This is a genomic window from Limnohabitans sp. TEGF004 (assembly GCF_027924965.1).
GTDB lineage: Bacteria > Pseudomonadota > Gammaproteobacteria > Burkholderiales > Burkholderiaceae_C > Limnohabitans.
Genome location: NZ_AP027057.1, coordinates 107,054 through 131,228, shown reverse-complemented (window position 1 = coordinate 131,228; position 24,175 = coordinate 107,054). Strand labels below are relative to the sequence as shown.

General features: G+C 50.1%; 26 protein-coding genes. 14 read left to right on the top strand and 12 right to left on the bottom strand.

Annotation, left to right across the window (positions count from 1 at the left end):
* Positions 1 to 145: 145 nt before the first annotated feature.
* The 14 genes from LINBF2_RS13525 (at position 146) to LINBF2_RS13460 (ending at position 9,601) form a co-directional block, all read left to right on the top strand.
* A complete protein-coding gene (locus LINBF2_RS13525; protein ID WP_281891400.1) occupies positions 146 to 445 on the top strand; it encodes a hypothetical protein in 300 nt (99 codons plus the stop codon).
* 37 nt (positions 446 to 482) lie between these two features.
* A complete protein-coding gene (locus LINBF2_RS13520) occupies positions 483 to 1,325 on the top strand; it encodes an N-6 DNA methylase (protein WP_281891399.1) in 843 nt (280 codons plus the stop codon).
* Positions 1,326 to 1,896: 571 nt separating this feature from the next.
* Entirely contained in the window at positions 1,897 to 2,679 is a 783-nt protein-coding gene (locus LINBF2_RS13515) for a DNA/RNA non-specific endonuclease (protein ID WP_281891398.1), read from the top strand.
* A gap of 4 nt (positions 2,680 to 2,683) precedes the next feature.
* Positions 2,684 to 3,427 carry a hypothetical protein gene (locus LINBF2_RS13510; protein WP_281891397.1) on the top strand — a complete coding sequence of 248 codons (744 nt, stop codon included), beginning with the start codon at positions 2,684 to 2,686 and terminating at the stop codon, positions 3,425 to 3,427.
* Positions 3,428 to 3,550: 123 nt separating this feature from the next.
* Positions 3,551 to 4,474, top strand: a complete 924-nt coding sequence (locus tag LINBF2_RS13505; protein ID WP_281891480.1) for a relaxase/mobilization nuclease domain-containing protein — start codon at positions 3,551 to 3,553, stop codon at positions 4,472 to 4,474.
* Between the two features lie 35 nt (positions 4,475 to 4,509).
* The gene (locus LINBF2_RS13500) at positions 4,510 to 4,941 is read left to right on the top strand and encodes a lytic transglycosylase domain-containing protein (protein WP_281891479.1); all 432 of its coding nucleotides are present in this window, start codon (positions 4,510 to 4,512) and stop codon (positions 4,939 to 4,941) included.
* Positions 4,938 to 5,159, top strand: a complete 222-nt coding sequence (locus LINBF2_RS13495) for a hypothetical protein (RefSeq protein ID WP_281891396.1) — start codon at positions 4,938 to 4,940, stop codon at positions 5,157 to 5,159. The genes LINBF2_RS13500 and LINBF2_RS13495 overlap by 4 nt, the downstream gene beginning before the upstream one ends.
* Entirely contained in the window at positions 5,149 to 5,508 is a 360-nt protein-coding gene (locus tag LINBF2_RS13490; protein WP_281891395.1) for a hypothetical protein, read from the top strand. The genes LINBF2_RS13495 and LINBF2_RS13490 overlap by 11 nt, the downstream gene beginning before the upstream one ends.
* 12 nt (positions 5,509 to 5,520) lie before the next feature.
* Positions 5,521 to 6,231, top strand: coding sequence for a StbB family protein (stbB, locus tag LINBF2_RS13485; protein ID WP_281891393.1), 711 nt, complete (start codon positions 5,521 to 5,523; stop codon positions 6,229 to 6,231).
* Positions 6,228 to 6,665, top strand: coding sequence for a hypothetical protein (locus tag LINBF2_RS13480; RefSeq protein ID WP_281891392.1), 438 nt, complete (start codon positions 6,228 to 6,230; stop codon positions 6,663 to 6,665). The genes stbB and LINBF2_RS13480 overlap by 4 nt, the downstream gene beginning before the upstream one ends.
* A gap of 16 nt (positions 6,666 to 6,681) precedes the next feature.
* Positions 6,682 to 6,993 (top strand): TrbM/KikA/MpfK family conjugal transfer protein, encoded by a 312-nt coding sequence (locus tag LINBF2_RS13475; protein WP_281891391.1) that lies wholly within the window; start codon positions 6,682 to 6,684, stop codon positions 6,991 to 6,993.
* Positions 6,994 to 7,005: 12 nt separating this feature from the next.
* Positions 7,006 to 8,217: a DUF1173 domain-containing protein gene (locus LINBF2_RS13470; RefSeq protein ID WP_281891390.1), complete on the top strand. Its 1,212-nt coding sequence runs from the start codon at positions 7,006 to 7,008 to the stop codon at positions 8,215 to 8,217.
* A gap of 420 nt (positions 8,218 to 8,637) precedes the next feature.
* The gene (locus LINBF2_RS13465) at positions 8,638 to 8,901 is read left to right on the top strand and encodes a hypothetical protein (protein WP_281891389.1); all 264 of its coding nucleotides are present in this window, start codon (positions 8,638 to 8,640) and stop codon (positions 8,899 to 8,901) included.
* 88 nt (positions 8,902 to 8,989) lie between these two features.
* Positions 8,990 to 9,601 carry a hypothetical protein gene (locus LINBF2_RS13460; protein ID WP_281891388.1) on the top strand — a complete coding sequence of 204 codons (612 nt, stop codon included), beginning with the start codon at positions 8,990 to 8,992 and terminating at the stop codon, positions 9,599 to 9,601.
* Positions 9,602 to 9,633: 32 nt separating this feature from the next.
* Here LINBF2_RS13460 and LINBF2_RS13455 read toward each other — a convergent pair whose 3' ends face one another.
* Genes LINBF2_RS13455 through LINBF2_RS13400 form a run of 12 tightly spaced genes read right to left on the bottom strand, consistent with a single transcriptional unit; the run spans position 9,634 to position 24,171 of the window.
* Entirely contained in the window at positions 9,634 to 11,286 is a 1,653-nt protein-coding gene (locus LINBF2_RS13455) for a hypothetical protein (protein ID WP_281891387.1), read from the bottom strand.
* A 9-nt stretch (positions 11,287 to 11,295) separates the two neighbouring features.
* A complete protein-coding gene (locus tag LINBF2_RS13450) occupies positions 11,296 to 12,813 on the bottom strand; it encodes a hypothetical protein (protein ID WP_281891386.1) in 1,518 nt (505 codons plus the stop codon).
* A gap of 32 nt (positions 12,814 to 12,845) precedes the next feature.
* A complete protein-coding gene (locus LINBF2_RS13445) occupies positions 12,846 to 13,730 on the bottom strand; it encodes a hypothetical protein (RefSeq protein ID WP_281891385.1) in 885 nt (294 codons plus the stop codon).
* Between the two features lie 20 nt (positions 13,731 to 13,750).
* Positions 13,751 to 14,755, bottom strand: a complete 1,005-nt coding sequence (locus LINBF2_RS13440) for a type II secretion system protein (protein WP_281891384.1) — start codon at positions 14,753 to 14,755, stop codon at positions 13,751 to 13,753.
* Positions 14,752 to 15,843 carry a PilT/PilU family type 4a pilus ATPase gene (locus tag LINBF2_RS13435; RefSeq protein WP_281891383.1) on the bottom strand — a complete coding sequence of 364 codons (1,092 nt, stop codon included), beginning with the start codon at positions 15,841 to 15,843 and terminating at the stop codon, positions 14,752 to 14,754. Before LINBF2_RS13435 ends, LINBF2_RS13440 begins: the two co-directional genes overlap by 4 nt.
* A gap of 17 nt (positions 15,844 to 15,860) precedes the next feature.
* Entirely contained in the window at positions 15,861 to 16,772 is a 912-nt protein-coding gene (locus LINBF2_RS13430) for a hypothetical protein (protein WP_281891382.1), read from the bottom strand.
* 20 nt (positions 16,773 to 16,792) lie between these two features.
* Positions 16,793 to 17,473 (bottom strand): prepilin-type N-terminal cleavage/methylation domain-containing protein, encoded by a 681-nt coding sequence (locus LINBF2_RS13425; protein WP_281891381.1) that lies wholly within the window; start codon positions 17,471 to 17,473, stop codon positions 16,793 to 16,795.
* A 34-nt stretch (positions 17,474 to 17,507) separates the two neighbouring features.
* The gene (locus tag LINBF2_RS13420) at positions 17,508 to 18,713 is read right to left on the bottom strand and encodes a type II secretion system F family protein (protein ID WP_281891380.1); all 1,206 of its coding nucleotides are present in this window, start codon (positions 18,711 to 18,713) and stop codon (positions 17,508 to 17,510) included.
* Between the two features lie 2 nt (positions 18,714 to 18,715).
* On the bottom strand, positions 18,716 to 20,725 hold the full coding sequence (locus LINBF2_RS13415) for an ATPase, T2SS/T4P/T4SS family (protein ID WP_281891379.1): 2,010 nt from the start codon (positions 20,723 to 20,725) through the stop codon (positions 18,716 to 18,718).
* Positions 20,725 to 21,255 carry a hypothetical protein gene (locus LINBF2_RS13410; protein ID WP_281891378.1) on the bottom strand — a complete coding sequence of 177 codons (531 nt, stop codon included), beginning with the start codon at positions 21,253 to 21,255 and terminating at the stop codon, positions 20,725 to 20,727. The genes LINBF2_RS13415 and LINBF2_RS13410 overlap by 1 nt, the downstream gene beginning before the upstream one ends.
* Positions 21,200 to 22,630: a hypothetical protein gene (locus LINBF2_RS13405; protein ID WP_281891377.1), complete on the bottom strand. Its 1,431-nt coding sequence runs from the start codon at positions 22,628 to 22,630 to the stop codon at positions 21,200 to 21,202. Before LINBF2_RS13405 ends, LINBF2_RS13410 begins: the two co-directional genes overlap by 56 nt.
* Entirely contained in the window at positions 22,630 to 24,171 is a 1,542-nt protein-coding gene (locus LINBF2_RS13400) for a hypothetical protein (protein WP_281891376.1), read from the bottom strand. The genes LINBF2_RS13405 and LINBF2_RS13400 overlap by 1 nt, the downstream gene beginning before the upstream one ends.
* Between the last annotated feature and the right edge of the window lie 4 nt (positions 24,172 to 24,175).

Below are 24,175 nucleotides of genomic sequence, written 5' to 3'. Positions count from 1 at the left end.
AGTTGCGTGTGCATCGGACGACGAACTCAGGAGGTACGGCAGCAAGGCACCAAGCCTTACGTGTCTCAGCAAAACCAAATTGCTGGACTCGGAATCTTGGAGCCCGGCCAACTTTCTCAACAGCCACCAACCACAAGGAGCCTTTATGTCAGCAGTAGCAGCCCCCCGCATCGCCCCCCTCTTTTCTCTGGGGACACTTTGCGCCACTCCGGGTGCGTTAAACGCACTCGAAGAGAACGGACAACAACCCGATGAGTTTGTCCGTCGTCACGTGTTCGGTGACTGGTCTGAAATGTGTGAAGAGGACCAAACCACAAACGCCGAAGCCGTCACAAGCCGTGTGCGTGTGTTCTCTTCTTATGCACTCAAAGACAGCCAAAAGATTTGGGTCATTACCGAAGCAGACCGCAGCGTGACAACGCTTTTGCTCCCATCCGAATATTGATAACTACTTGGCGGGCTCGCGCCCGCCTCTTTGAACAATGGCAAAAAAACAACCCTATTCCAAAGATGAACACCAACGCGAAATCACGAAGATTCTTCGCTCCGTGTCACAAACCCACGGACTTTGGCAAGTCTTTAAGGACTTCGTGGGCATGTCTGCATTGGCTATCTCTAATGCAGTGGACCGCCAAAACTATGTAGAGCGCGAGGCTGAATATATGGCCATCGTCAAACGCTACAACAAGGAAGAAGCGAACAAAATCGCAGAGGCACTGGCCCACGTAGTTGAGGGGCTGTCTGCTGGAATGAATGACTTTTTAGGGTCATTGTTTATGTCCTTAGAGTTGGGCAACTCATGGACTGGCCAATTCTTCACACCTTATGAAATCTCTTTGCTAATGGCAAAGATTTCGGTGTCGGCCAAGTGCAATGAGGTGGAAGAAAAGGGCTTTATCACCGTGGCAGACCCTGCCATCGGCGGCGGTGCCATGGTGATTGCTGCTGCCGAGGCAATGTTAGATGCTGGACACAATTACCAAAACTGTATGCACTGCACAGGGACGGACATCGACATCGTGGCGGTTCACATGGCTTACATCCAGTGCTCACTTTTGCACATCCCTTCGGTGATTCGTCACGGCAACTCACTTACTAACGAGGTGTGGAGTGAATGGAAAACCCCCGCGCACGTACTCGGATTTTGGGAAACAAAGCTCAAGCGGGCAAGTGAAGCCAAGAGCCAAAAACTCGAAAACCAACAGCAATACGAAATGGTGGACGAACAAACGCACGTCTCCCCAATCCGACTAAGCAGCCAAGAAGACCAAATTTATACGCCCGTGCCTGACATTGATTTACGGGGCCAAATCGCACTCTTCTGATGTGACTTAGCTAGAAAACAAAGCCAAGGCCTCGGCCAAATACCAGCCGCTCCGGTGCAAATCGGGGTGGCTTTTTTGCGTCTTAGTCTCTGCTGAACTAGTCTGAGCGCATTGCTATAACTACACCGCATAAAGACAGTTTGAGCACATCAAATTAGCCATCAAATCACGTGATGTGTTTCACATTAACCGTCATCTAACCAAGCAACCGCCAGACAACACCATAAATCCACCTCAGAAGCACCGAAGTGGAGAAAAGACCCAGAAAAAAAGAAGAAGAAAACGAACACTTAAATAAAGTGCAGGATAGGCTATCGCCGGTAAAGGTGCCCTTTTAAATGGTTTTTCTTTGCTTACTTGTTTACTTATCCTCTATTTCTGAGCTATAAAATAACCTCAATTTCGTAAATGAGGCAAAACCGTGGGAAAACCGTATTTCCAAAGAAAAGTCACCGTAGGGGTAGTTCTGTCGGCCGTTTTAACGGCCGTGACTAGCGCGGGTGCTCTTTGGTCTCATACAGAAAAAGTACACGCTTGGAGCCATCAGTCGGGCGCTACGGTCGGCGAGTCGATGTCCGTGGCGTACGGCAAGCAGAACCCAAATTGCCCACAATTTCAGGCCTTTGGTTTCCCGATACCGAAGACGGATGGTGTTGTCGAAAGGTCTTACAGCACATGCCGACTTGGATATGCGGGGATGTATGACGCCGAGGTGAAGACGCCGCTTTGGGTCGCCGAGCGAATCAGGCGCGACGATTTAAAGGGCGTGGCGCAGCGTGATGGTTTGGACTTTCAGGATGACCTCCAAGTGCCTCCGCTCGATGGAAGTAACCAGTACAAACGCTCTGGATTTGATAAAGGCCACCTAGCTCCCGCAGCTGATTTCCATTGGAGCAATGAAGCAATGAGCCAGTCATTCATGTTCTCAAATGCAGTGCCGCAGAACCCCACTCACAACCGAAAGATTTGGGAGCACCTTGAATCCATGGTGCGCGAAATGGCTTCTCGCCGTGGGGTGTTGGTGGTATTTACTGGTCCTGTTTTCACCAAACCCGTGTCTTGGTTGCACCATGGGCGAACCAGCCAAGAGCGTCAATCTGGCTCTATTCCCGTCCCAGCTGCCATGTTTAAGGTGATCGTAGATCCCGCAACGAAGGACATGACAGCGTTTGTCATCCCTAACGACGGCCTACAAGGTGAAGAGCCTGCTCGCTTTCAAATGAGCGTTCGTGAGGTTGAACGGGTTACTGGCTTGGATTTCAACCCTGATTTGTCTCGCTCAGAGGCGGATCGCTTAGAAGCGAATGGCGTAGCTTGGGTGTTGCCCAAGGTTCGCAGCGGTTTTAGGGAGTAGCGCTTTGAGCACAGTTGAGCCAAAAGCCTTGTTGCGAGTTCAGCTCGGAGAGCATCACGAAGCCTTTATTCGGTGGTGCGGCCAAGAAGATCGCGACCCCACGGCCGTGGTCAAGCAGCTTGTGGATATGGCGTTGGCCAACTTAGTTGACTTGCCGAAAAAGGGTAAAGCTGCCAGCGTAAAGGCACCTAAACGGCTTCGAATTAACTTGAGCGATAAGCACGAACCATTTGCGGCATGGTGTGCAGCTCACGACTTGGCTGCAAGCGCTGCGGTCAAGAACTGGATCATTGACTTGATGGCTCAAAAAATTGGGTTTGTTTCAACAGCACCAGAGCCGAGTTTTCATGCCGTTGTGAATGTTCGTGATGAATCTCGCGAGCGCAAAGAGCTGCGTTTCAGTAAAAGCGAGCTGGAGGCTTGGGAGTTACTGGCTGCGACGCGCAAAGAAGAAACGCCGAAATTCATGAGTCGTGTGCTCAGAGCCTATCTCACGAAATCACCCGGCTTCACGCCGGATGAGGCCGCTCTGTTGGGTACTCACAACCTTTTGTTGCTGCGTGCTTGTAACAACTTGAACCAGCTGGCCAAGCACGCCATTTCCTTGGCAGCGCGAGGCGATGTTGTCGCCGCAGAAGCTGTTTCATTGCTGCCGAATGAGGTCGCAGCCGTGCGTTCCCATGTGGCGCACGTGGCTGAACTTTTGAGCAACAACCGTGAGCGGTGGTTGATCGCGGTGAATAAGTAAGGGGCGAACGTGGCCACAAAACAGCATGTAGATAACGTCTTGGTCCATTGGGGCGAAGATTTGGTTTGGTCTGAGCGTAAGCCAGTTAAAAAAGGCAAGGACGAAACAAAGCGAATCTTGAACATGATTGGCAGCGTGATTGAGGGGCCAAAGGCAACCCCCAAGGCGTCTGGATTGACTCCAAAAGCGGTGCGTGACAACCTGGTTGGCGTGGTGCGTAACTTGCCACAAGTTGTCGTGAAGATCACTGGCGGCGGGTCAGATATGAAGCGTATTGGTTCGCACATCGACTACATCGCCCGTGGTGGCAAGTACAAGAAAAAAGGCGAGGAAGAGTTAGAGCTTGAAACTGAAGAGGGCCTAGTGGTGCGCGGCAAAGAAGCACGTGCCATGCTCAAAGAGCAGTGGCAAATTGCGGGCGCTCCAATACCACCAGAAGCCCATGAATTCATTGGTTCGGACGGCAAGGTGAAAAAACCACGTCGCGAAGCGTTGAATGTGATTTTGTCTATGCCCGCAGGCGTAGACCGCGAAAAGGTCAAAGCTGCAGCGCGTGCTACTGCTAAAGAGCTTTTTTCAAATCACCAATATGTAATCGCACATCACAGCGATACAGACAGTCAGCATGCCCACGTAGCCGTCAAGATGGTCGGATTAGACGGGCAGCGAATGAATCCCCGCAAAGCGGATTTGGAGCAATGGCGTATTGCTTTTGCCAAACAGTTGAATGATCGTGGCATCGAGGCCGTTGCCACTCGACGACGCACCCGCTTGCAGCGACCAAAGGGTGAAAGCCAAGCGATGAGACAAATGAAAGATAGGGGCATTACCCCCGACCGAGTAAAGACGGCAGAGGCTCAACCCAAGGCGGTAGAGCGGGCTCAAGAAAACGAAAAAAAGGTGGTCAATGCGTATACGCATATGGCACAGGCTTTAGCCGTCAGCCCAGATCAATCAGATCGTGCTTTGGCTCGTGACCTGCAACGAACCATGCAAAACCATGGCGTGGCCATCAAGTTGACACCAACGATTAAACCGAGGCTTTAACTGTGGCAGCTAGTAACTTTTTACTGTCAGTCGTTATGGCGTGTGCCCCTAACGTACACCCTGATACCGCGATGCGAATCATCCACCATGAAAGTGGAAGCAATCCCTATGCCATCGGAATCAATGGGCCGTGGAAGTTGTCTCGCCAGCCTAGTAACAAGGAACAGGCCGTAGCAACGGCTCAGATGCTTATTAATGCGGGCGTATCCATCGACATGGGTTACAGCGGCATCAACTCGAAAAATTTGCAGCGGTTCGGTCTAACAATTGAAACAGTGTTCGACCCTTGCCAAAACGTGCGAGCGATGGAAAAACATTTAAGCGATAGCTACGCAAGAGCCGTTAAGCGTCACGGTCCTGGACAGATGGCGTTGCGCGAAACATTGAGCGAATACAACACAGGCAACCCAATCAATGGCCAGCGAAATGGCTACGTCGACAAGGTGTTTGCAACGGTGCCGAAATGAGAAATAACAAAGAAAGTATCGCCGCCATCCTCCGTGAGGAACTGGATGACATCGAGCTGCAAATCACGTATGGCGTCAAACATCAGCAACTCAATGAAATTCTCACCCAAGCAGGCCATGTCCTTACTCTTGGTGGTTTTCGTATTGCGCTGGCAAGAGCGCGTGCAATGAGGGCGAAGCAGGTCGTCAAGTCAAGGGGTAAACGCAATGCCGCTTAAACAAAGTTTTCGCGGCTACGTTAGAGAACACCTTGAACGCATTGAGCTAAAGATTACCTATGGGCACCCGCATGAGTTGATCCGCAGGGAGTTGGCCAAGGAAGGTTTTGACGCAACCTTATCCAGCTTTAGAGATGCGCTCATGCACGCGCGGAAATGGAAAAAGAAGCTTGGGAGTAGTGCAGCCCCCTCGCCTATCAAACAAGACGCAACTGAAGCCAATGATCCAGCGCCTCAAACAAACCAAGGTAAGACAGTGGCCAACTCATCTGGGTCAAAAGCCCATGGTGAAAAGGCAGTTGAAGACTATTTCAAACGTACCCCACTTTTTAAACGCCCAAAACCTTAAAGGAAAACTCTAATGAAAAAACATGATCTCAAAATTGCCGTCGTCAACTTTAGCGGCAACGTCGGCAAATCGACGATAGCGCGTCACCTGCTGAGTCCACGAATGCCTGAGGCCGTCGTGGTTGCCGTCGAAACAATCAATGCTGACAGTGCAAGTGTTGTCACTGTTAAAGGTGGCGACTTTGGTCGGCTGCAAGAAGATTTGATGCTGGAGGACGCAGCGATCATTGACGTGGGTGCCAGCAACATTGAGCAGTTCATGTCATTGATGCGGATGTATCGCGGTTCGCAAGATGATTTTGACTTGTTCATTGTCCCGTGCGTTCCAGTGCCTAAACAGCAAAAGGACACGGTGGAATGTGTCAACGCTCTTGCGGAGCTAGGTGTACCAGCTAAAAAGATTGTGGTTGTGTTCAATATGGTGGAGCCAAACACCAATATTGCTGAAATTTTTGAGCCTGTTTTGCGTTTCGCAGAAGCTGAAGGTAAGTGCCAAGTCGACGTTCGAGCGGCTATTTACAAGAATGAAGTTTTTACCCGCTTGCGCGGCAGCACTGAAACGATCCAGTCGCTCTTGGATGATCCAACCGACTTCAAAGCAGAAATTAAGAAGGCAACAGCCCCAGAAGAGCGTTTGGCGTTCGCAGAGCGTCTATCAACGCAGCGACTTGCTCAAGGCGTGCAAGAGAACTTGAATTCAGTGTTTGAAGTGGTTGTGCCATGACCAACCCAGAGCGGCCAAAGCTATCAGAAGAGGCTCGTTCGCTACTCATCGCCGAGATTCTTGGTGATGTGGGGCGTGTACACGATCAAATCATTCAGTTGAGTTCTCAGTTGCATTCAATGCAAGTCGAGGCGCAGGATCAAGCCAGCCGCCTAGCGCGTTGGCATCAGGTTCTGGACTCAAAAATGATTGAGTTAAACAGAGTTGATTTAAGTGCCGTGGCTTCAGAGAAGCTTGCCGCTCATGCGCGTGAATATCTTCAAGCTTTGTCTCGCGATGTCAGTGACTTGGTTGCTAAAGAGGTAAGAAAGCAAACTGGCTCGCCAAGTAAGGCCATTGATCAAAAAACAATGGCATTTTTATTTTTTGGATGCATCGGAGCTGTTGCGATTGGCAACTTGATCTGGAATGCAATTCTTTATGTGTTCCGTTGAGTGAAGGACTCTGATGATGAAAAAACTACACGTTATGGCCATGGCCTGCCTGCTTTCATTGGCAGGGGCTGCTCATTCTCAAGATGACGACAACGCAAAGTCAGCCTGTGAAGCGGTTTTGTGTCTGTCGTCAGGCAATCGTCCCGACGAGTGCGCTCCGTCGCTTTCGAGGTACTTCAGCATCAGTTTTCGCAAGTGGTCCGATACGGTTCGCGCACGCCAGAACTTTTTGAACTTGTGTCCAATAGTTAGCCGTGATGCAGCCCTGAGTGTGTTGGCAAGCACTATTTCTAGCGAGTCAGAGCATAACGAACAGCAAGACAAATAATCGGGAGATTGCATGACTACCTATCGCATAAACGAGCATATCTACCACCCGGGCACGACGGACTTTGACGCGGCTTTGGTTGATGCCCACGCTCGCAGAATTAGGCCCGTGTGCATGTGCCTTGGCCGAGGTGTTGAGATGTATGTGGCAAAGATTGCGGGCAAGTTCTATATCAAACGCATGCCGGGCACTGGAGCCCACCACGCGCCAGTATGCGACAGCTATGAAGAGCCTCAAGAATTGAGTGGCCTTGGCCAAGTCATGGGGACAGCCATCACAGAGAACCCAGATGATGGTTTGACCAACTTGAAGTTGAACTTTTCTCTCACCAAAATGGGGGCGCGTGATAAGCCCCTGCCCTCTTCTGCCGAATCTGACAGCGTCAAGACTGATGGCCACAAACTCACGCTGCGTGGCACCCTACATTTCCTTTGGAAAGAGGCCGGATTCCATAGGTGGTCTCCATCAATGGAGGGAAAACGTAATTGGTTTGTGGTTCGTAAATACTTGCTTGATGCTGCCGCCAACATGACCACAAAGGGGGCAGGCCTTGTTGATGTGTTGTACATCCCTGAGTCATGGAGCCTAGAGCATAAAAAGGAAATCGCGTCACGCCGTATTTCTCAGATTACTAAAGCAACAGCTCCGATAAAGGGTGCAAAACGGCTCATGATCGTGATTGGTGAGATCAAAGAGATCAGCCCCTCGCGCTACAGCAGCGACATTATTTTCAAACACTTGCCAGACTGTACCTTCCATATTAATGAAGACCTCTACGACCGCTTAAAAAAGCGTTTCTCCGTCGAGATGGCATTGTGTGCTGCTTTGGAGGGAACGCACTTGATGGCTATTGGAATATTCAGCGTAGATGTGTCTGGCTTGGTCTCCATTGAAGAATTGGCACTCATGGCCACGACTGAGAATTGGATTCCATTCGACAACACGTACGAGAAGGAGCTAATTGATGGCATGACGCATGCTCATCGCCGTTTTGTTAAAGGCCTGCGCTACAACCTGCCTTCTTCACATCCACTGGCGTGCCTTGTGGCCAATGACACCCTGCCAACCCCCACGGCCCTGTACATCATCCCGCCGAACGCAACGGAGGATTTTCAGGTTGCTTTGCAGCAAATGGTGCAAATCAGTGAGTTGGCCTCTTGGATTTGGAATGCTGGTGAAGACACAATGCCTTCGCTGCCAATTGCTAATTCAGAACCACTTTGAAAAGGATAGGTTCGTTTGACCAAGAGTCCTTGAATAGTTGATTGGAATTGTCGAGGATGAAACTTTTTATTGAATTTTTTGACGGGAATTGAAAATGGAAGAATCAAAAACATCAGTTTGCCCCTTTTGTTTTACGCATGTTCCTTGGCGAGCAAGCGTTTGTCGGGGATGTCACGCCGTATTGGAGTACGGGGCTTCAAAAAAGTGGTATTTCGCTGCTTTTGCAGTTAGTTTATTTGTCAGCACCTGGCTTAGTCGAATTTTCCAAGGATGGTCAATTTTTCTCGCTCCTTTGATAGGACTGTTTATCTTTGCATATTTGTCTTACAAACTTGGTGAAGTCTTTGGAAACCGGGTAGTTTTTAGACGTCGACATTAAGCTAATGCTTTTTCATCCACAAAGATTTTTAAGGTCTAACCATGAAAATTATTCAAATCTCCCTGCTTTTGTTATTGATTACCGCATGCTCTCCAAAAGATCCCTTGGATGGCCCCATCCCTGATTGCAAAGAGCTTCTTTCTCTAGAGAAGAAGGCGTATGTCGACCTAGCATCTGAGCGTTGCGACCAAGCACGCACCTTTCAGGAAAAGATGAATAGTGTTGGCTGCGGCATCAAAGACAAATGGCAACAATGTGACAGCAGACGCATTCTCAGAGGTTCAAAAAGTGCATTTGATAAATGAGCATTGAATCAATTAACTTTTCTGTTGGTAATCCAAATCGGTAGTCAACTTTTCAAGGCTCCATGCGTTTTATAGATGGAGGTATTCTATGTACACAAACACTTTGAACAAATCATTCTTACTCCTTGCCGTGGTCAGCACTGCTTTTGTGAGTGGCTGTGCTACGTCGCAAAGCAGCAAAGATGTCTTCTTGCGCGATCAGCAAAAAGCGGGGGTGGTTTATGCCCAAGTTGATAAAGTAATTCCTGGTATTGAAGGAAAAAGCGATTGCGAAAAAACAGATGGCACAGAGCGTATTAAAGAAATCAGGTCAAAAATTTGCGGCCGTTTGAATGAAGTAAATTGGGTGCGTGTCACCACTCTCAAAAACAAGGCGCTGTTCAACAATATGGAGATTGTGCCTTCAACTATGACTTTGAAAATCGGGTCTATTGTTCGCTTAGATACGTCTAAAGAAGTAGGCTTTCGTTTTGTCGATGTTGCTGCTTATGAAGAAACTGAAACTTGCAAGTGGATGGGAAGTGGTAATGACTTGGCTGATGACAAGTTGACTACTGCAGGAAAGGTTGTTGGTGGTTTTGTCGCTGGTGCGCTTGTTCTTCCTGCCGCTGCATTTTATGCAACTGATCGTCAAGGTGGCGTTGAATGTAACGGGTGGTCGTATAAAACGGCGTATAGCGATTATTTACGCTCTAACTGATTGATTTGAAAGCCCGCACAAGCGGGCTTTTCTCATGGTTGGCGGATTGGAGGTGCAATGCATTGCCTTAACTCCTTGCCTGTAAGACCTTGAGTTTTACAATCACGCTCGCGCATTTTCATTGCATAGACGGTTTTGGCCTCAATGTAGCTGTCTGGTCGATGCAGTGCTGCTCCCGGATTTAGACCTGCTGCGCGGCACGCTGCCGTCGTCCACGTAGGGTCGCAGTTGCCTTGGATCATTTGATTCGTAGCTTGCAAATTCCCACTGCTAGACGCATCCAAAACATCGGTGTTTACGTGGCGTTGCTGGATTGCTGCATACAAACCCGCACAGTGCTGGTTGTTACATGAGGCGCCGGTGGACGAGCCGTTCCCAACGCCTGAAGGGGCCCAACCAACATTACCCATCCACCCCTGTTGCGGAGATACTAGAGAGCCGCCTTGCGTTATCTGAGTACCACCTGCATATATGAGTCCGCTATTGATAGCTGTTTGACCTACCGCAATGTCAGCGGCCGCAGCATCAACCGCAAGTGAGCCCGCTGTGGCTCCTGCAGCACCTGGTGCGGTAGCTGCTGCATACATTCCAACGGCCCCGTATGTGAGCGCTGCCGTAACCAGCGCAAAAGCAAGAGTTGTCCAGCTGCTTGAGCTGGACACGTTGTAGTAAAGCTGTTGTTCAATTTTTGGGATGTTTCCACCATCAAGAGGCTCTAGGGCAATCATTGCGGCAACTACGTGGGCCTCGTCATCGCAAGTAGTGGCACCAGTCACACAAATCAATCCAAATGCTGCGGGGTTGATGTTGTTGCGCGCAGGGCTCATATTCAAAGGCATCGCCAAATAGAACTGTGGTGTCGCATAGCCAGTCGTGTACGTCGTAACTGTTTTTCGCAGAAAGTTTCCGCTCGTGCTGGTGGTTTGGGTAAATCTATTCTTTGTTTCTGAGTACAAGGCAAAAACAGAATCGTGGTACTGCATCGCATGACTAAGGGCGACTTGGGCCGCACCCCACGAAATGTTATGAAACATCGGGTCGCTGTCGTAGCCCCTAAATTTTTCAAACGGGTTGTAGCCTGCTTTGACCACGTTGGTGCGTTCCGCTTCTGTGATATAGCGACGAGAAGCACGCCAATGCTCACCATGGTGAGGCGTGAAGTTAGACACCCACACTTGCTGCCTTCCTGCCGCGTCGCGGGTGATTTTGAAAACGTCAATCTTGAGCTTCGCTTGCTCTGGAAAATACCGCGCCACGACCCAAGGTGGGTTGCCGTTCTCGTCGCGATTCAAGATCATGGCCACTTGGTTAGGTTCTAGGCCAAGTCGCCCTACCCCCTCAACACCGTAAGTGATCCAGCCCTCACCTTGGATCATGAAATTGCCACTATCAGTTCGTCCAGTACCTGAGATTTGAGCGATCAATCGCCAGTTGTCACGGGGCACGGTTACGCGAGTCAGGCCAGCGCCTTCCAAGTCGCCAAATCGTTCGTAATACCCGCACCCTGCCGTGCCACCTTGAGCAATGCAGGTGCTATCTGGCTTAAATTGACCAATGGTGGCACTGGACTGATATACCGAAGGGTCAGCTCGTGCAAAGGCCTGTCCCGTTGGAATGATGAGGCTGGTTGTGAGCATCACAACTGACATTGCAGAAGCTATGAATCGTTTCAGTTCTTTATTCATAAGTTACCTTTATTGCGGACAAGGAAGCGTTTCTCTTTGGACGGTGACGGGTGTTTGAAGTGTTTGTTTTCCGTAGTACCAATGAACTGTCCAGCCTTGGCCTGTCGCTCTGTCGATACCAAAAGAGTAATCTGTTCCCCACCAAAAGTGGCTGCCGCATTGCTGCACCGTAGACGTCCTGCCCCAATGAATAAACCCAACTCCGTGTGCATATAAATTCGGAATCCAAGGGTCTGAAGATGTGCAGACACGGTATTCACCGTTGTAGTTTATGAATTCTCTTTTTTCCCCTGTATCACCATCTTCATATATAGGCGCGGTGTATTGAACACCAGGTACGACAGATGTTGATACCAAGGGACCTGTGGGGTCAAACGGATTAATGACCAGCGGCTGAATTTGGCTTATTGAAAGTGCTGTTGTCTGCGTGTAGTCAAAGCCTTGTGTAGGCGAGAACGAATTTGTGGTGGTTCTCTTGACAATGTTTGGCGGAGTTAGCGTGTCGTCAAAAACAAACCTGTCAAAAGTATTTGTCAGAGTTAGTCCGTAACGACCAGCTGTACGAATTGTTCCATTGGTGCAGCTGTTGTTATGGTGAAGCGCTCGCGTATCGAAAGAGATGGCCATGTTTGGTTGTTGAGATCCATCTGACGCGGCTGTGTACTGAGGTTGTAATTTGCGGGTGTAGTCAATGATCGCTCCATTACTACTCGTCGCGGATATGAGCGTGTGTGCATCGGTATGGCCTGTTGGACAAGTTGGACTAAGCCGCTTATCTGCTAAACAATTAGCGCCAAAGTTTGGGTCCGAGCCGTCAGCCGTTGGTTCATCGTAAGCACCGTTTGTGTTGATGTTTGTCCAGTCAGTTTGCGGTGTCCCATCACGCTTGCGTAACTGCCATTTCAAAATTCCGGCGTCTGCAAATGCCCAATTAGATGGAAGGCCAGCTGCTACTGCCTTCGGGGTGTAGGTAATGTAGACATACGTTGGATCTCCGTCGATAACTCGCGGAGCGCCATACATGATGCGGCCGCCATCTGCCACGGAAAGTTGCCAAACCAGTTTCATTACTCGATTAACGCCGCTTGGAATAAGCTCCTGCTCGTAGACAAATGAGCCTGCTTTGTAGTTGTTGGTGGCTATCCATGCTTTCAACGAATCGCCTACATCAGTTGCAAACGGCAACAAGAAATTGGTGGCTTGGGTAACAATTTCATCCTTGGTTTTGGTTCCGTTTGAATAAGGCATGATTGGGACGCTAGCTATGGATGTCGCCCCATAAGTGTTGTTATCTGGCTGAATTTGTAACCCGCGCCCGCTGTAGCCGACGGCGCCACTAAAAAGCGTAAACGTGGCATTGGTTGCATTCAGTGGAATCGTTTCAATCACAGAAGCCGCTGTCCGGTTTTTTTTCCCAATAGCGGACGTAGGCCCCGCAGCGTGCGTGGCGCTATGACCGATTAACAGCGCTAGTCCAGAAACTTGCGCAGCACGTTTGGCGTGTTTAATAAAAACATTACTTGACATCGAGGCCTCGTCTATTCAGGTTATTTGCCGCATTAACGTTGCATTGGGCTAGGAATGAAGCCTGACGGGAATGAGCCTGAATTGGTGCTCATACCTGTGGGGCTGGGGGACAACGTAGGAAGTGCGGGGAATCCGGCCGTGCCACCACTGTTGCGAGCGCCTGCAACTTGCGCGTCGACGTAGGTCACACGAGCTTCATTGCCTGCGTAGTTGCTTTGAGCTGGAATTGATTCATTGCCGATTCGAATGCTGCCGCTGGTGCCTTGTGGCGTGCCAAGCGTCGCCAAAGAAAATGGCATCGCACCTTTAGGTAAAACGCGTGGCATGTCACTCCCTGCCATACGTTTGCCGGGGCCAGCAATGAACTCTTCACCCGCCTTGAGAGAGTCTTTTACGGAAACTTGTGACTTTGGAATTACGTTGATAACTTCGCTTCGAATCTTTGCGGCTTCGGCTTGGCGACGGTCGCCAGTCAATTCCAGTTCTGTTTGGAGCTGAGCCTGTGCAACTTGCTGGCGTGCAATATCTGTCACCAGTTTGTTGGCATTGAGCAAACGCGTCAGACGTTCCTCAGAAAATGATTTCCCTGTCAATGGGTTGATTGCCGAATCAGTGTCGATGGGGGTTTTAGAGCTTGGAATTGCTGCGACCGTGGGAAGTTTTGGTGGCTGTGCAACGACTGGCAAGTTGGGGGACTTTTCCGGTGCTTGTGTGGCTGCTGCAACGGGTGCTTTTTCTTCAGTTTGGGTGGGCGCTGTATCGCGTGAAGGATTCAAAAAGCCTCGCCCTGCCCCAGCGCTCGAAGTTTCTGAGGGTTTCGTTGCCAGCTGAGCACTCGCTGACAGCGGTGCAAAAACTGCAACGAGCAAAGCGGTTAGGGCTGCGATTGTGGTCAATTTAGGTTTGCGGTTTTTCATGGAAACTCCTTTGGTGATAATTAATACGCGCCGACAACGGTGCGAGAAAGCGTTTGGCCACCCGGCAGGGCGGTGGAAATTCGAGCTGTGTAGCCAGGTGTTTGAAGTGCGGCAGTTGAGTTCTGCGGATTGCGAACTGCGTCAGAACTGTTGTCAATCAATAAGATTTGTCCAAATGCGTCGGTTACATCTGAGGCAGTTAAACCAAGCACGGTGTGTGCGCCGATTGCGGCCATGCTTACAGCAGCGCCGCCGCTGTTAGGCATTGAGCCGTTTACATCCCAACTGCTCGATGCATTGCCGCCACGATCCGACTTCGCAAAATAATCAATTGAAATGTCACGGGTGGTATTTGCTAAGTAGCGAGTGTTGAAGTAAGTTTGATACGCGTCGGCTGAACGATTCACGACCGCGAGCGACTGTGAGACCTTGTCTTGCATCAGGGCTCGGCCATCAATCAAAATTCCCTTGTCATCACCACCAAGTGTCAAAACGCCAACAGACGAAAGTGAGGTGGTTGCATCAATCGCTCCATCTACTCCAGCTGAAACGACGGCCACAGAGTGATAGTTGAATGTGATTGAATTGACGGTGATGCTTTGCATTGGAGTGATGTAGACGCAGAAGCTGCGCCCAAATCCGTCATGCCAAATGTCTGATGCACTTGTCGCTAGGTAGCGGCCGATGGCGGTAAACGTAGTTGGACCGCCGACACATAAGTTATTGACTGTTGGTGTTAGTTGAGCAAGCGTTCCAGCGGGTGTTGTAAAGACAGCCGATGACACGGCATCAACCGTGGTTGCGTTGTCGTTATATGCGGCCGTGAGCGCCATTCGCAGGTCTTTGAGGCGACTGTCTGTCTCTACGCGAGAGAAGAAAGTAATGCCGGGGCCAGTAGCGTTCGAAATCAAGACAATCATGATGCTGGCCAAGCCCATGGCAAACATCATCTCCAGCAAGGTAAATCCCCGCTGTTTTTTCATGCGTGAAGCGTGTTTTGAGATTTCTTCGCGCTTCGTTGTCATGCGGCAACTCCCAAAAGGCGTTCAAGGGCTGGACGGTCATTGGATGCCATGAGCGCAGTTTCTTGGTCGACAATTTTTTCGTTTAACAGCTTTATCAGGCTTTGATTGAGGGTGAGCTGACCATCAATCGCGCCGCTACTCATCTCTTGAGTGAGTAAATTATTTCGTCCGCCTGTGATGTGGACGCGAATTGCTTGCGTGGCCATGAGTATTTCAAGTGCCAAGACTCGCTTGCCTTCTTTGGTTCTCACTAACCGCTGAGATACAACCCCCCGCAAAACGGAGGCAAGGACAGACCGAGCCAGTTCACGGTCACTTTCGGTGAAGAACGCCAAAATTCGATTGATCGTTTCTGTTGCTGAATTTGTGTGGAGCGTTGCTAACACCAAGTGTCCGGTTTGAGCTGCGTTCAATGCCGCCTCAACTGTTTCGACGTCGCGCATTTCACCAATCAAAATAACGTCGGGGTCTTCTCGCATTGCTCCAATCACCCCGGCCGCAAAATCAGCGCAATCTCCAGCTTCACCAACTTGGCGTTGACGCATGCGTGAAGCACGGTCTTTATGGACATATTCGATGGGGTCTTCGAGGGTGATGATGTGGCTTTGCGTATTCGCATTGAGCCAATCAATCATGCTGGCCAAGGTTGTTGATTTGCCGCTACCTGTGGGGCCAGTGACCAAAACCAGCCCTTGGGGGGCTTCTATGAGCCGCTGAACCGATGCTGGCAATCCCAGAGTTGACAGTGGAGGGATGTCGTTTGAGAGTCGACGTACTGCGACGTTGAGCTGACCTTGAGACGTCCATGCATGGGCACGAATTCGAAAATTCCCCAAATTTAATGCAAAGTCGTCTTGGCCACCAAGTTCTAACACCCGGGTAACTGGTGACGCATCTTTGTAACGAGACTGCAACCAATTGTTTAAATCCACAGAAGACACGTAGGAGTTCCGCACAATCTGCATCTCTCCACCGCTACGAACCCAAATTGGGTGGTCGATTTGCAAGTGAACGTCGCTGATCGCTTCGTCAGTCAATAACTCCGTGAGAACTTCCAAAAAACTGCGGGTGTCTTCTTGATCATTCATGTTGATTCTTTGCGTGGTTAGTCGGTTTGTTGAACTTGGTACGAGACCGTTTGGCCCCATGGTGATGAGGCTTTAATTGACAAGCTGAATGGCATTGACGAGTTATTGCTGTCCAAAAGATTGCTAATCTGAACGACGTCGCCCCAAGGAGTCTGAAAGTCGCTGTTGGGCATGCCAAGCATTGATGGAATCGTTGTGCTTGTGATTGGTTGATATGTATCAACACATGGAAAGTGGCCAGATATAGCGCGACCACAGTCGCTGGACCTGAAGTAGTTATCAAATGATGGGGAGCCAATGACGCTTTGTTGTGCGCGAGCAAAGTTCTGCAATCGGAAAGCAGTTGTTTTAAGAAGCTCGCTAATCTGGACCATCAGGCCTTGTTGATAAAGCTTGGTATCGAAAATTCGAGTTGTTCCAGCAGCGGCAACAGCTGGGTCAGGCGTGAGGGTCCCGTTCGCTTGATTGAAGGTCGTGGTATCTGCGGAGCTGATTGGCGGCAACCAAACGGCAATCACGCGGTATGGCACGCAGCTCCCAAAGCTTGCCGTTGGTGAGCATGGCAATCCAAGTCGAGAGCTGATGGCAGCTCTAACACCAAACTTGCGCTCCGGGGCAATTTGCTGAAGCAAATCGGCTTCTGTTGGTGTGTCACCTGTGAGCTCGATGGACAAAGCCACGCGTTGATACCAGTTGTGAGAATTTTTGATAACTGTGTCAAGGTACTGACGTTGGTCTTGCTCAAAAGTCACTTGTGCCTGATGTACAACGCGAGCACGAAATGAGCCCGCCAGCACCAGCATTGCGCCAAGAAGCATCGTCACCACCAGAAGAAATGCCGCGCCGCGTTGACGGTGTGCGGGGTGATCTTTGGGTAGTCCTTCCCAATCGATGGCGAAATGGGCAGATGATTTCTTGTTGCTTTGCATGGTGCTAGTCCGGCTACTGATTAACGTGAATCAGAGACTTTGACGTCAAACGAACCAAATTCCGTTGCACCGGAACCAAGCGTGGCGCGACATTGGCCATTGACGAAGGTGGCATTTGCAACCACGTCTGTATTCGCGCACTTTTTAATTGCTTCGATGATCACAGCGTTTGGCACGTTGGAGGCACGCAGGTAGTAGACCCATGTGTAGTTGCCACCGTTGGTTGCTGCGTTTGCTGCTTCGCGAGCAATCGTGATCGTTGTTGCGTCGCCGATGCTGGACTCTGTAATCGCGTTGTTTGCATCAGTTGGTTGACGGTCGATATACGGCCCGCTCCAGTTGTTCGTCGCGGCGATACCGTTGAACATATTTCCAGCGGTCGCATCCGTACGGTTCCACAACACAGAGAGACGGTTCGGAACGCCGCCCAAGTCGACCACCGCACGTTGCGCGGAATCGCTCAAGGTTTTCATGTCCGAGAATAATTTGACTGCCTTGCTTGAGTCGCCAGAAAACTTCGAGGCCATAAACGTGGCCAAGACCACGATGACGGCTAAAACCACAATCAATTCAACAAGCGTGAAGCCGCGTTGCTTGCGAGCAACAATATTTGCTTGCAAGCGGCGCTCCAAAGAGAGAGGGGCAGCCCCTGTTTCGTTTGATGTGGGGTTGTTGGCAAGTCGTGGAAAGTTGTTTTTCATGGGTTGTTCCTGAGTAAACTGTTAGGTTTGGGATTTAAAGGGACTGAAGCATTGGCCCAGCGATTGGGTAATAGGTGATGTAGAACACAGCCAAGATCAACACGACGGCAATGGCGAGTGATATTTTTTGGAGAACGGCTTGCACCTTCTCTGTTAATACCTGCACATCTTCTTGAAGCATTTGGCAGAACGATTTCAAGCCGTCTGGCAAGTCACCTGAATCTTTGGCGCTTCTATAGCCTGCATTGACAAAACGTGGAAACTGCGCTGCTTCTAATGCGCTGATTTCGTCAGCTCCGGCTGCAAGACGACGACTCATGACGTAAAGGGATTCACCAGTGACCGCCAGTTTGCAAGCGGGGCGAAGAATGGCGCAAATTTCTTGAGGCGCAATGTTGGCCGAGTACATCAGGGCATACACGCTCCAAATCTGCGCGTGTTCACTTTTCAAATCCAAGTCGTGAAACGACTTGATGTGTGATTTGATTTCTTGCCAAAGGGTTGACTTCAACAACATCCATGCGCCAAAACCCATGGCAATCCAAGCCAAAAACCACATTACCGGGTTGTCATTGACTTCGCCAACAAAGCTGTAAAGCGCCTGAATGTCAGGTGGAATATTGACGGTTGAGCCAAGCTTTTTGAAGAAGCTCAGCATTTGTGGGCCGAGAACTCCAAAAAAGAGCGGTAGCGCAAAATAAAACATGATGGTCATGGTCTGTGGCATGTGCATAGCGCCGCGCACAGCGTTTTGGGTCTGGTGACGGAGCTTGGCTTCTTGAGCCAAATCCCAAAACGACTTATCCAGTCCGCCCACCATGTCGAGCGCCTTCACAACCATGACATCACGATGAGCGAATCCCCCCATTTCCATGGCCTTCCATGGGCGAAGGCCGCTTTCTTGGGCTGCCGAGGCAATCGCAACCGCCGACAGTAAACGTCCGTCCTCGATGTACTCTTTGGCGCTGTCTAGAGCGTCTTTAAAAGTGCCCCCTAGCTTGATCCGTTTAGAAATGGTCTCGTAAAACCGGGCCTTCTCTCGCAGATCAAAGTCGTCCGGCTTGAAGAAGCCAAAACCCGTTGCCAGCGTGTGCATGATGTCTAGTGAGACAACCGGATTGATGAATCCCATTTTTTTGACCTTGGCCATGGCAAAAACGTCTGACTCGGCTGTAATCAGTCCCGAGACTGTTTTTGTGCCGACTGGCTGGCGTGCTGAGAATGCGAATGTCAAGTTCATGATTAAGATGCCTCTTTGAGTGGGCCGAGTTTTTTCACTTCATCGATGCTGGTTATTCCATCGGCGACCAAGCGCAGCGCATTACCAACAAGCGTGCGGTCTTCATTGATGCCCTCTCGCGCAATTTGGCTAGGTGATGCACCGTTTTCGATCAGCTCGCGTACACGTGGTGTTACTCGCAACAGTTCATAGACCATGCGACGGCCGCGAAAACCTGTGCCGTGGCAATTTGGACAACCCATGGCACGTTTTGCTTTGATTGGCTTGCCTGTGCGTTGCTCATCCAAGAATGGCAGGTTGCCCAGAACAGTCAAGGTATCTACACGGTGGTCATCGACCGCACACGTACAAAGTGTGCGTACCAACCGTTGAGCCAAAATGCCCAAAAGCAGACTGGCAATGGCCGACATATCAAGGTTGAAGCTGCGAAGACGGCTGATGGCCAAAGCAGCGTCGTTGTTGTGGAGTGTTGAGAAAACCAAGTGACCCGTGTTGCCTGCATCTACCAGCTGTTCGGCAATATCGCCCTTACGAATCTCGCCAAAAAGAATCACATCTGGTGCAGCACGGAGTAGACCCTTGAGTAAGTCGTGAGCGCCTTTTGCCTCATCGCTGCCTCCGTTTTGATCGTTCTTGGCTGCGTTTTGACGCGTTTGAAACTGCATCCAAAGGCCACGTGAATACTCAATCGGATTTTCGATGGATTGAACCCATCGTGAAATTGGGTCAATCTCGTTCAAAGTCGCGTAAAGGGTGGTTGTTTTCCCGCTACCTGTAGGGCCAGTGACCAAGAAAAGACCTGTCGCACGGTCCTTGCTGTCGCGGATGTACTTCAAAGTTTCTGGGTCAAAACCGAGTGTGCTCAATTCGGCGGTGTCTGCCTGTTGGTCCAGAATACGCATCACGATGGTGACAAGGGTGTTATCTGTCTCGTTGCGCTGCATCAAAATGACGCGAAAGCCATAGCGCTGAGCAATTTCGCCAAACTCTTCAGCATCTGACTCTTGAAATACAAAGCGGCGATCCACGGGGCCGAGTGGTAATTTATCTTGGGCACCACACGTAGTGACAAGGTGCGTAATGACCCGGCTCCAAATTTCAGACGGCAAGAATGTAAAGAGCTGGCCAACACCATCAATTTTCAAGCGCACGTCACCGCCGGACTTGGTTGCCGAAGGTGAAAATGAAATGTCAGATGCCCCCGCATAACATGCGTGACGCATCAAAGAGAGCACAAATCTGCGAAGTAGCGATTGAGCTTCTTCCTCTTCAACCTTCACGCTAGACAACTGCTCAAACAACTTCATCGTGTCTGCATCAGAGTTTGAGTAATAACGGCGATACATAGTCGACAAGGTGCGCTCTGAAGCCACCTTATAGACGTGGGGCAAACCGTTGAATAAGCGTGACCCTGCCAAGGTTTTGGATGGCTCACTCAAGGCCAATACGAGCGTTTGAGTACCGTTCTCAGCTGTGATCAAGTTCACGGGCAGCACGCCCTCAAACTTCGACGGCAAAGCAATGCCGTGATCCTTGAGTGCTTTTGAAATTTCCACAGCTGGCACCGCATCAATTTGGCTCGGGGGGAAATAATCCATCTGACTGACCTTGGCCAACACGCGGGCCACACCTTCAGGGGGCAAAAACCCATACTCAGATGAGCGCATGATTTCGGTGATTGGCTCATTCGTAAGAGCTTGTCGGCGGCGCAAGATACCAATATGGGATTCGCTAACCCCTTCGCTCCGAAGAGCCTGCTCCATAGAGTTTTGAAGAGTGCTCTCTGGGTTTGGTGCCTGAACAACAACGGCCGACTCCACAATGGAGTTATTAGAGACAAATGGCTGTATGACATTGGCCATCTTTTGTGTCTCATCAACTTGTGGGGTTGCAACAGCGAGGATTGGTTTCCCAATATTTATTGGCCGTGGGGTTGCCGCAGGAGTCGGTGACTTTCCTTCGTTTTTCGAAGAAGCGCTACGAAGGTTAAAAAAGACAGGACCTGAAGCCATCACACACCTGCCTTCTGGTCTTCTGCACGGCCAAATAGCTGAACTTTGATGTCAAAGCTATAGCCGCGCATCTTTATTGAGCTAATGGAGCCGCCGTGGTCGATGATTTGCGACTGAATGAAGCCTTGAAACTCTTCCAAAGACTCATAAGAGCCTTTGATGCTTATTTCTTGAGACATAAGCCCAGTCGCTGCGTTTTGTCCTTGCAGTGACTGCATAGAAATTACGTTTTGACCACCGACAATATTGCCTGCAGAGACATCAGTCATCACGACACCGAAGTCATGATTTGTATGGTGAAGGCGTGACATAGCCTGAATAGCGACTTTGTCAATGCTCAGGCTAGTTGCTGGTTTCTCAGCAAACTTACCGACAAAAGACAAACCTTTATTCGTGGTGGCCATAGAAATGGACAGCCTTTCGCTTTCGCCGTTTGCCAAGGCCAGTTCACGCAGCTTTGGCTGCATGACTGTCTTAGCGACTACCAGCGAGCAGAGTAGAAATACCGTGGTCAACAGACGTGCATTCATAGGTGATGTAAAGCTCGGAGAGCTGTGTGTTGGTTTCAGGGTTACGACGGGTGCAGCTTTCGGGGGGCGCTATGCTCATTAGGTCTGTCAACGCCGTTGGCGTGTTTGAAGCGTCAACAACTTTGGCGATGACCTTGATCCGCAGAAATTCGCGGTCAGCATCAATTTCTAAGCGCAGGCCATCACGATGCAACTCTTGCGCGAGTTTGAGCGCTTGGGCGATGGGAACTGAGCCTTCTTGCGTGATTGCTCCCCAGCGAGCGATAGTGGCGGTTCTCAATTCATCGTTGGCAATACTGAGCTTTACCGCTTCGCTCGATGAGTGGTGTTTAGACCATTGAATTGAAGCGCCGGCATAAACGCTCGTGAGAACGACTCCAATGAGACTGAGCGCTGTAAGTTGTGTGGAAAGCTTCCACCACTTAGTGACACCAACACCAAAGACCTCAACCTCTGTTGGATATGGGCGCACCACAGTGTTGTTCTGACGACCGCTAAGCTGCTTAACAAACTGGGAGCTGTCAAACAGACAAATCCGTTCCGCAGGGAATTCGCTGGCCGAATCAAGGGCGGCTAAACGAACGTGCTGAAGATAGTTTTGAAGAGCTTGCTCTAAACGAAGTTGATTCGTTGACCCACGCTCTTCATCAGTCCCGGTCGAGGAATTGGTCAAGTTGACCGAAACCATAGACTCAAGTTCTCCGGCTTCTGTTGCCTTGAAGAACACAACTAGCGTCTGATCTACGCCTTGAAACACCACTCCCGTTACGTATGGGCTTTGCGGTTGAGGTTGCTCAGACCAAGCTTGGGCAAGTAAATTGCGAAGAATTGCACGGCCGGGCCAAATGCGAGACTTCGTTGAAGTCGTAGCCATGCGATCTGCGGGAGTTGCATATAACCATTCGCTATTGGAGAGGCCCCGTGCGCGATCTTGAGCGCTTGTTTTGGACTCTTCATCCTTTGGTGCTTTCTCACCGCTTCTAATGGCTTTGGCAAGGCTCTTGGACAGCTTATTGAGTTCACCGCGAAAGTCCATGGTGGGCTCGCGCTTTGATGCTGTCTGGCCAAGCGTTTGTCGAAAAGCGATCAATCGCACGCCCGCTTCTGCCATCAGACGCTTATTTAGGGCGGGTGTTGATTCGCGCTTTTGGGCACGCATCTCCAAGTCTTCTAACGGGGAAAAACTGATGATGTCTGCCAACTCATCCTCGGCAGGGGGTTGTGAGTCGTGGGTGTTGCCAATGAGCGACCCCGCATCGGCTTTTTTAGCGTTGCTCAGTGGCCAGTAAGTGTCTTTCTCACCTTCTCGCACGAACAACCAGAGCCGCACGTCGTTCGGCTCTGTAGAGTTCTTTTTAGTGAACCGTGCGAACATCAGATTGACTCCGAAAAAACGATATTCATTGGAGCTGGCCGAAGGATGCGGGCGTTGATGATCAGAACCGATTCCCGTGCCGCAACATCTTTGGTGTTTCCTGCAAACAAGGCACCAATGCCGGGAATTTCAACCAGACCGGGCACCGCCTGCTTTGATGAGTTATTAGTTGAAGTACGTGTGCCACTAATAACAACAGTCTGGCCAGACTGGATGGAAATGCGTTGCCCACCGTTTTGCACAGACTGCTCGTACATTTGTACTTGGTCGTTCAAAAATTTCTGCAAGGTGCCTAAAGTCACCTTGGAGGGCACGATGGTGAGGCTCGCGTTTGAGTCATCCAAAATGGATGCATGGACAGCCAAGTTCACACCGTCTTGAGCATAGGCACCAGTACCACTTTGTGAGGTAGTTGTGCCTGTCCCGCTTGGTGTTGTGGTGCTTGTCACCTGTGGCATATAGGGCTTTTGCGTGCCACTGAAAAAGACGCCCGATGAATTGTTAGAAACTATTAATTTAGGTGTTGCTGAAACATCCACAGTCGTGAAGTTCTCAAGCGCTTTCACGACGCTAGTAATCGATGCAGTTGTGAAAGACAAGGAGCTGGTCGAGGCTGTGCCTGCTGTTCCGAGAGTGTTTATTCCAACGCTTCTAGTTCCCGCAGCGTTGATCACTTTGTCCCATTGAATGCCGTATTTGAATTCGTTGGTCAATGACACCTCAACCAAGCGAGCGTTGATCTCAATTTGGCGACGCGCATCGTATGAGTATTTGGTTAGAAAATCATTGATGCGCTTGAGGGCCTGTCCGTTACCACGTACTGAAATCAGTCCTAACTCAGCAAAGACTTCTACGGTTGTGTTTGGGCCAGCTTGTTTTTCTACAAATGCTTTAAAGGCAGCTGGAGCATTTACATATTCCCCCTGTACGGCAAACGATGCACCAATTGGGTTGATTGATGCTCCACCATTAGCCGTGCCTGTGCCAGATGAGGTGCTGCTAGTGCTTGTTCCAGAAACCGGGCTGCCTCCATATTTAAACTGCGTAGAGAGCATTTTTTTCAAGTCTTCAGAGGGCACTCGGAAAACTACCGTTGCTTCTGGTGCAACAGTCACGGTTCGGTCAGTTTCGTTAATAACGATTGCGTATCCAGCTTGCCATGCGATTTGACGCATTGCTTGTTGGATAGTTTGGCCACGCAAATCAAGCGTCACTGGGCGTTGTAAGTCCACAGCCGAGAGTGCCGAGGTTCCATAACCAAGGCGATCAGCCAGTTTGACAACCAAATCATAGAAATTCGCATTTTTTACTGAAATAGTGACCGCTTGGCGCTCATCGACATCTTCGACTTCGATACCACGTGGAATAGATCGCTCAACACTTCGAACGGTAGTTGCGCCGTTAATTGGGCCATCAGAATATTTTTTAGCACGATCAGTCACTTCGTCTTGGTATTTGGCGACATTGGCACACCCTGCAAGCAAAGCAACAGCAGCGATTGATGTAAGGACGAGAGGTGAGCGAAGTTTTTTGTTTGTCATGAAG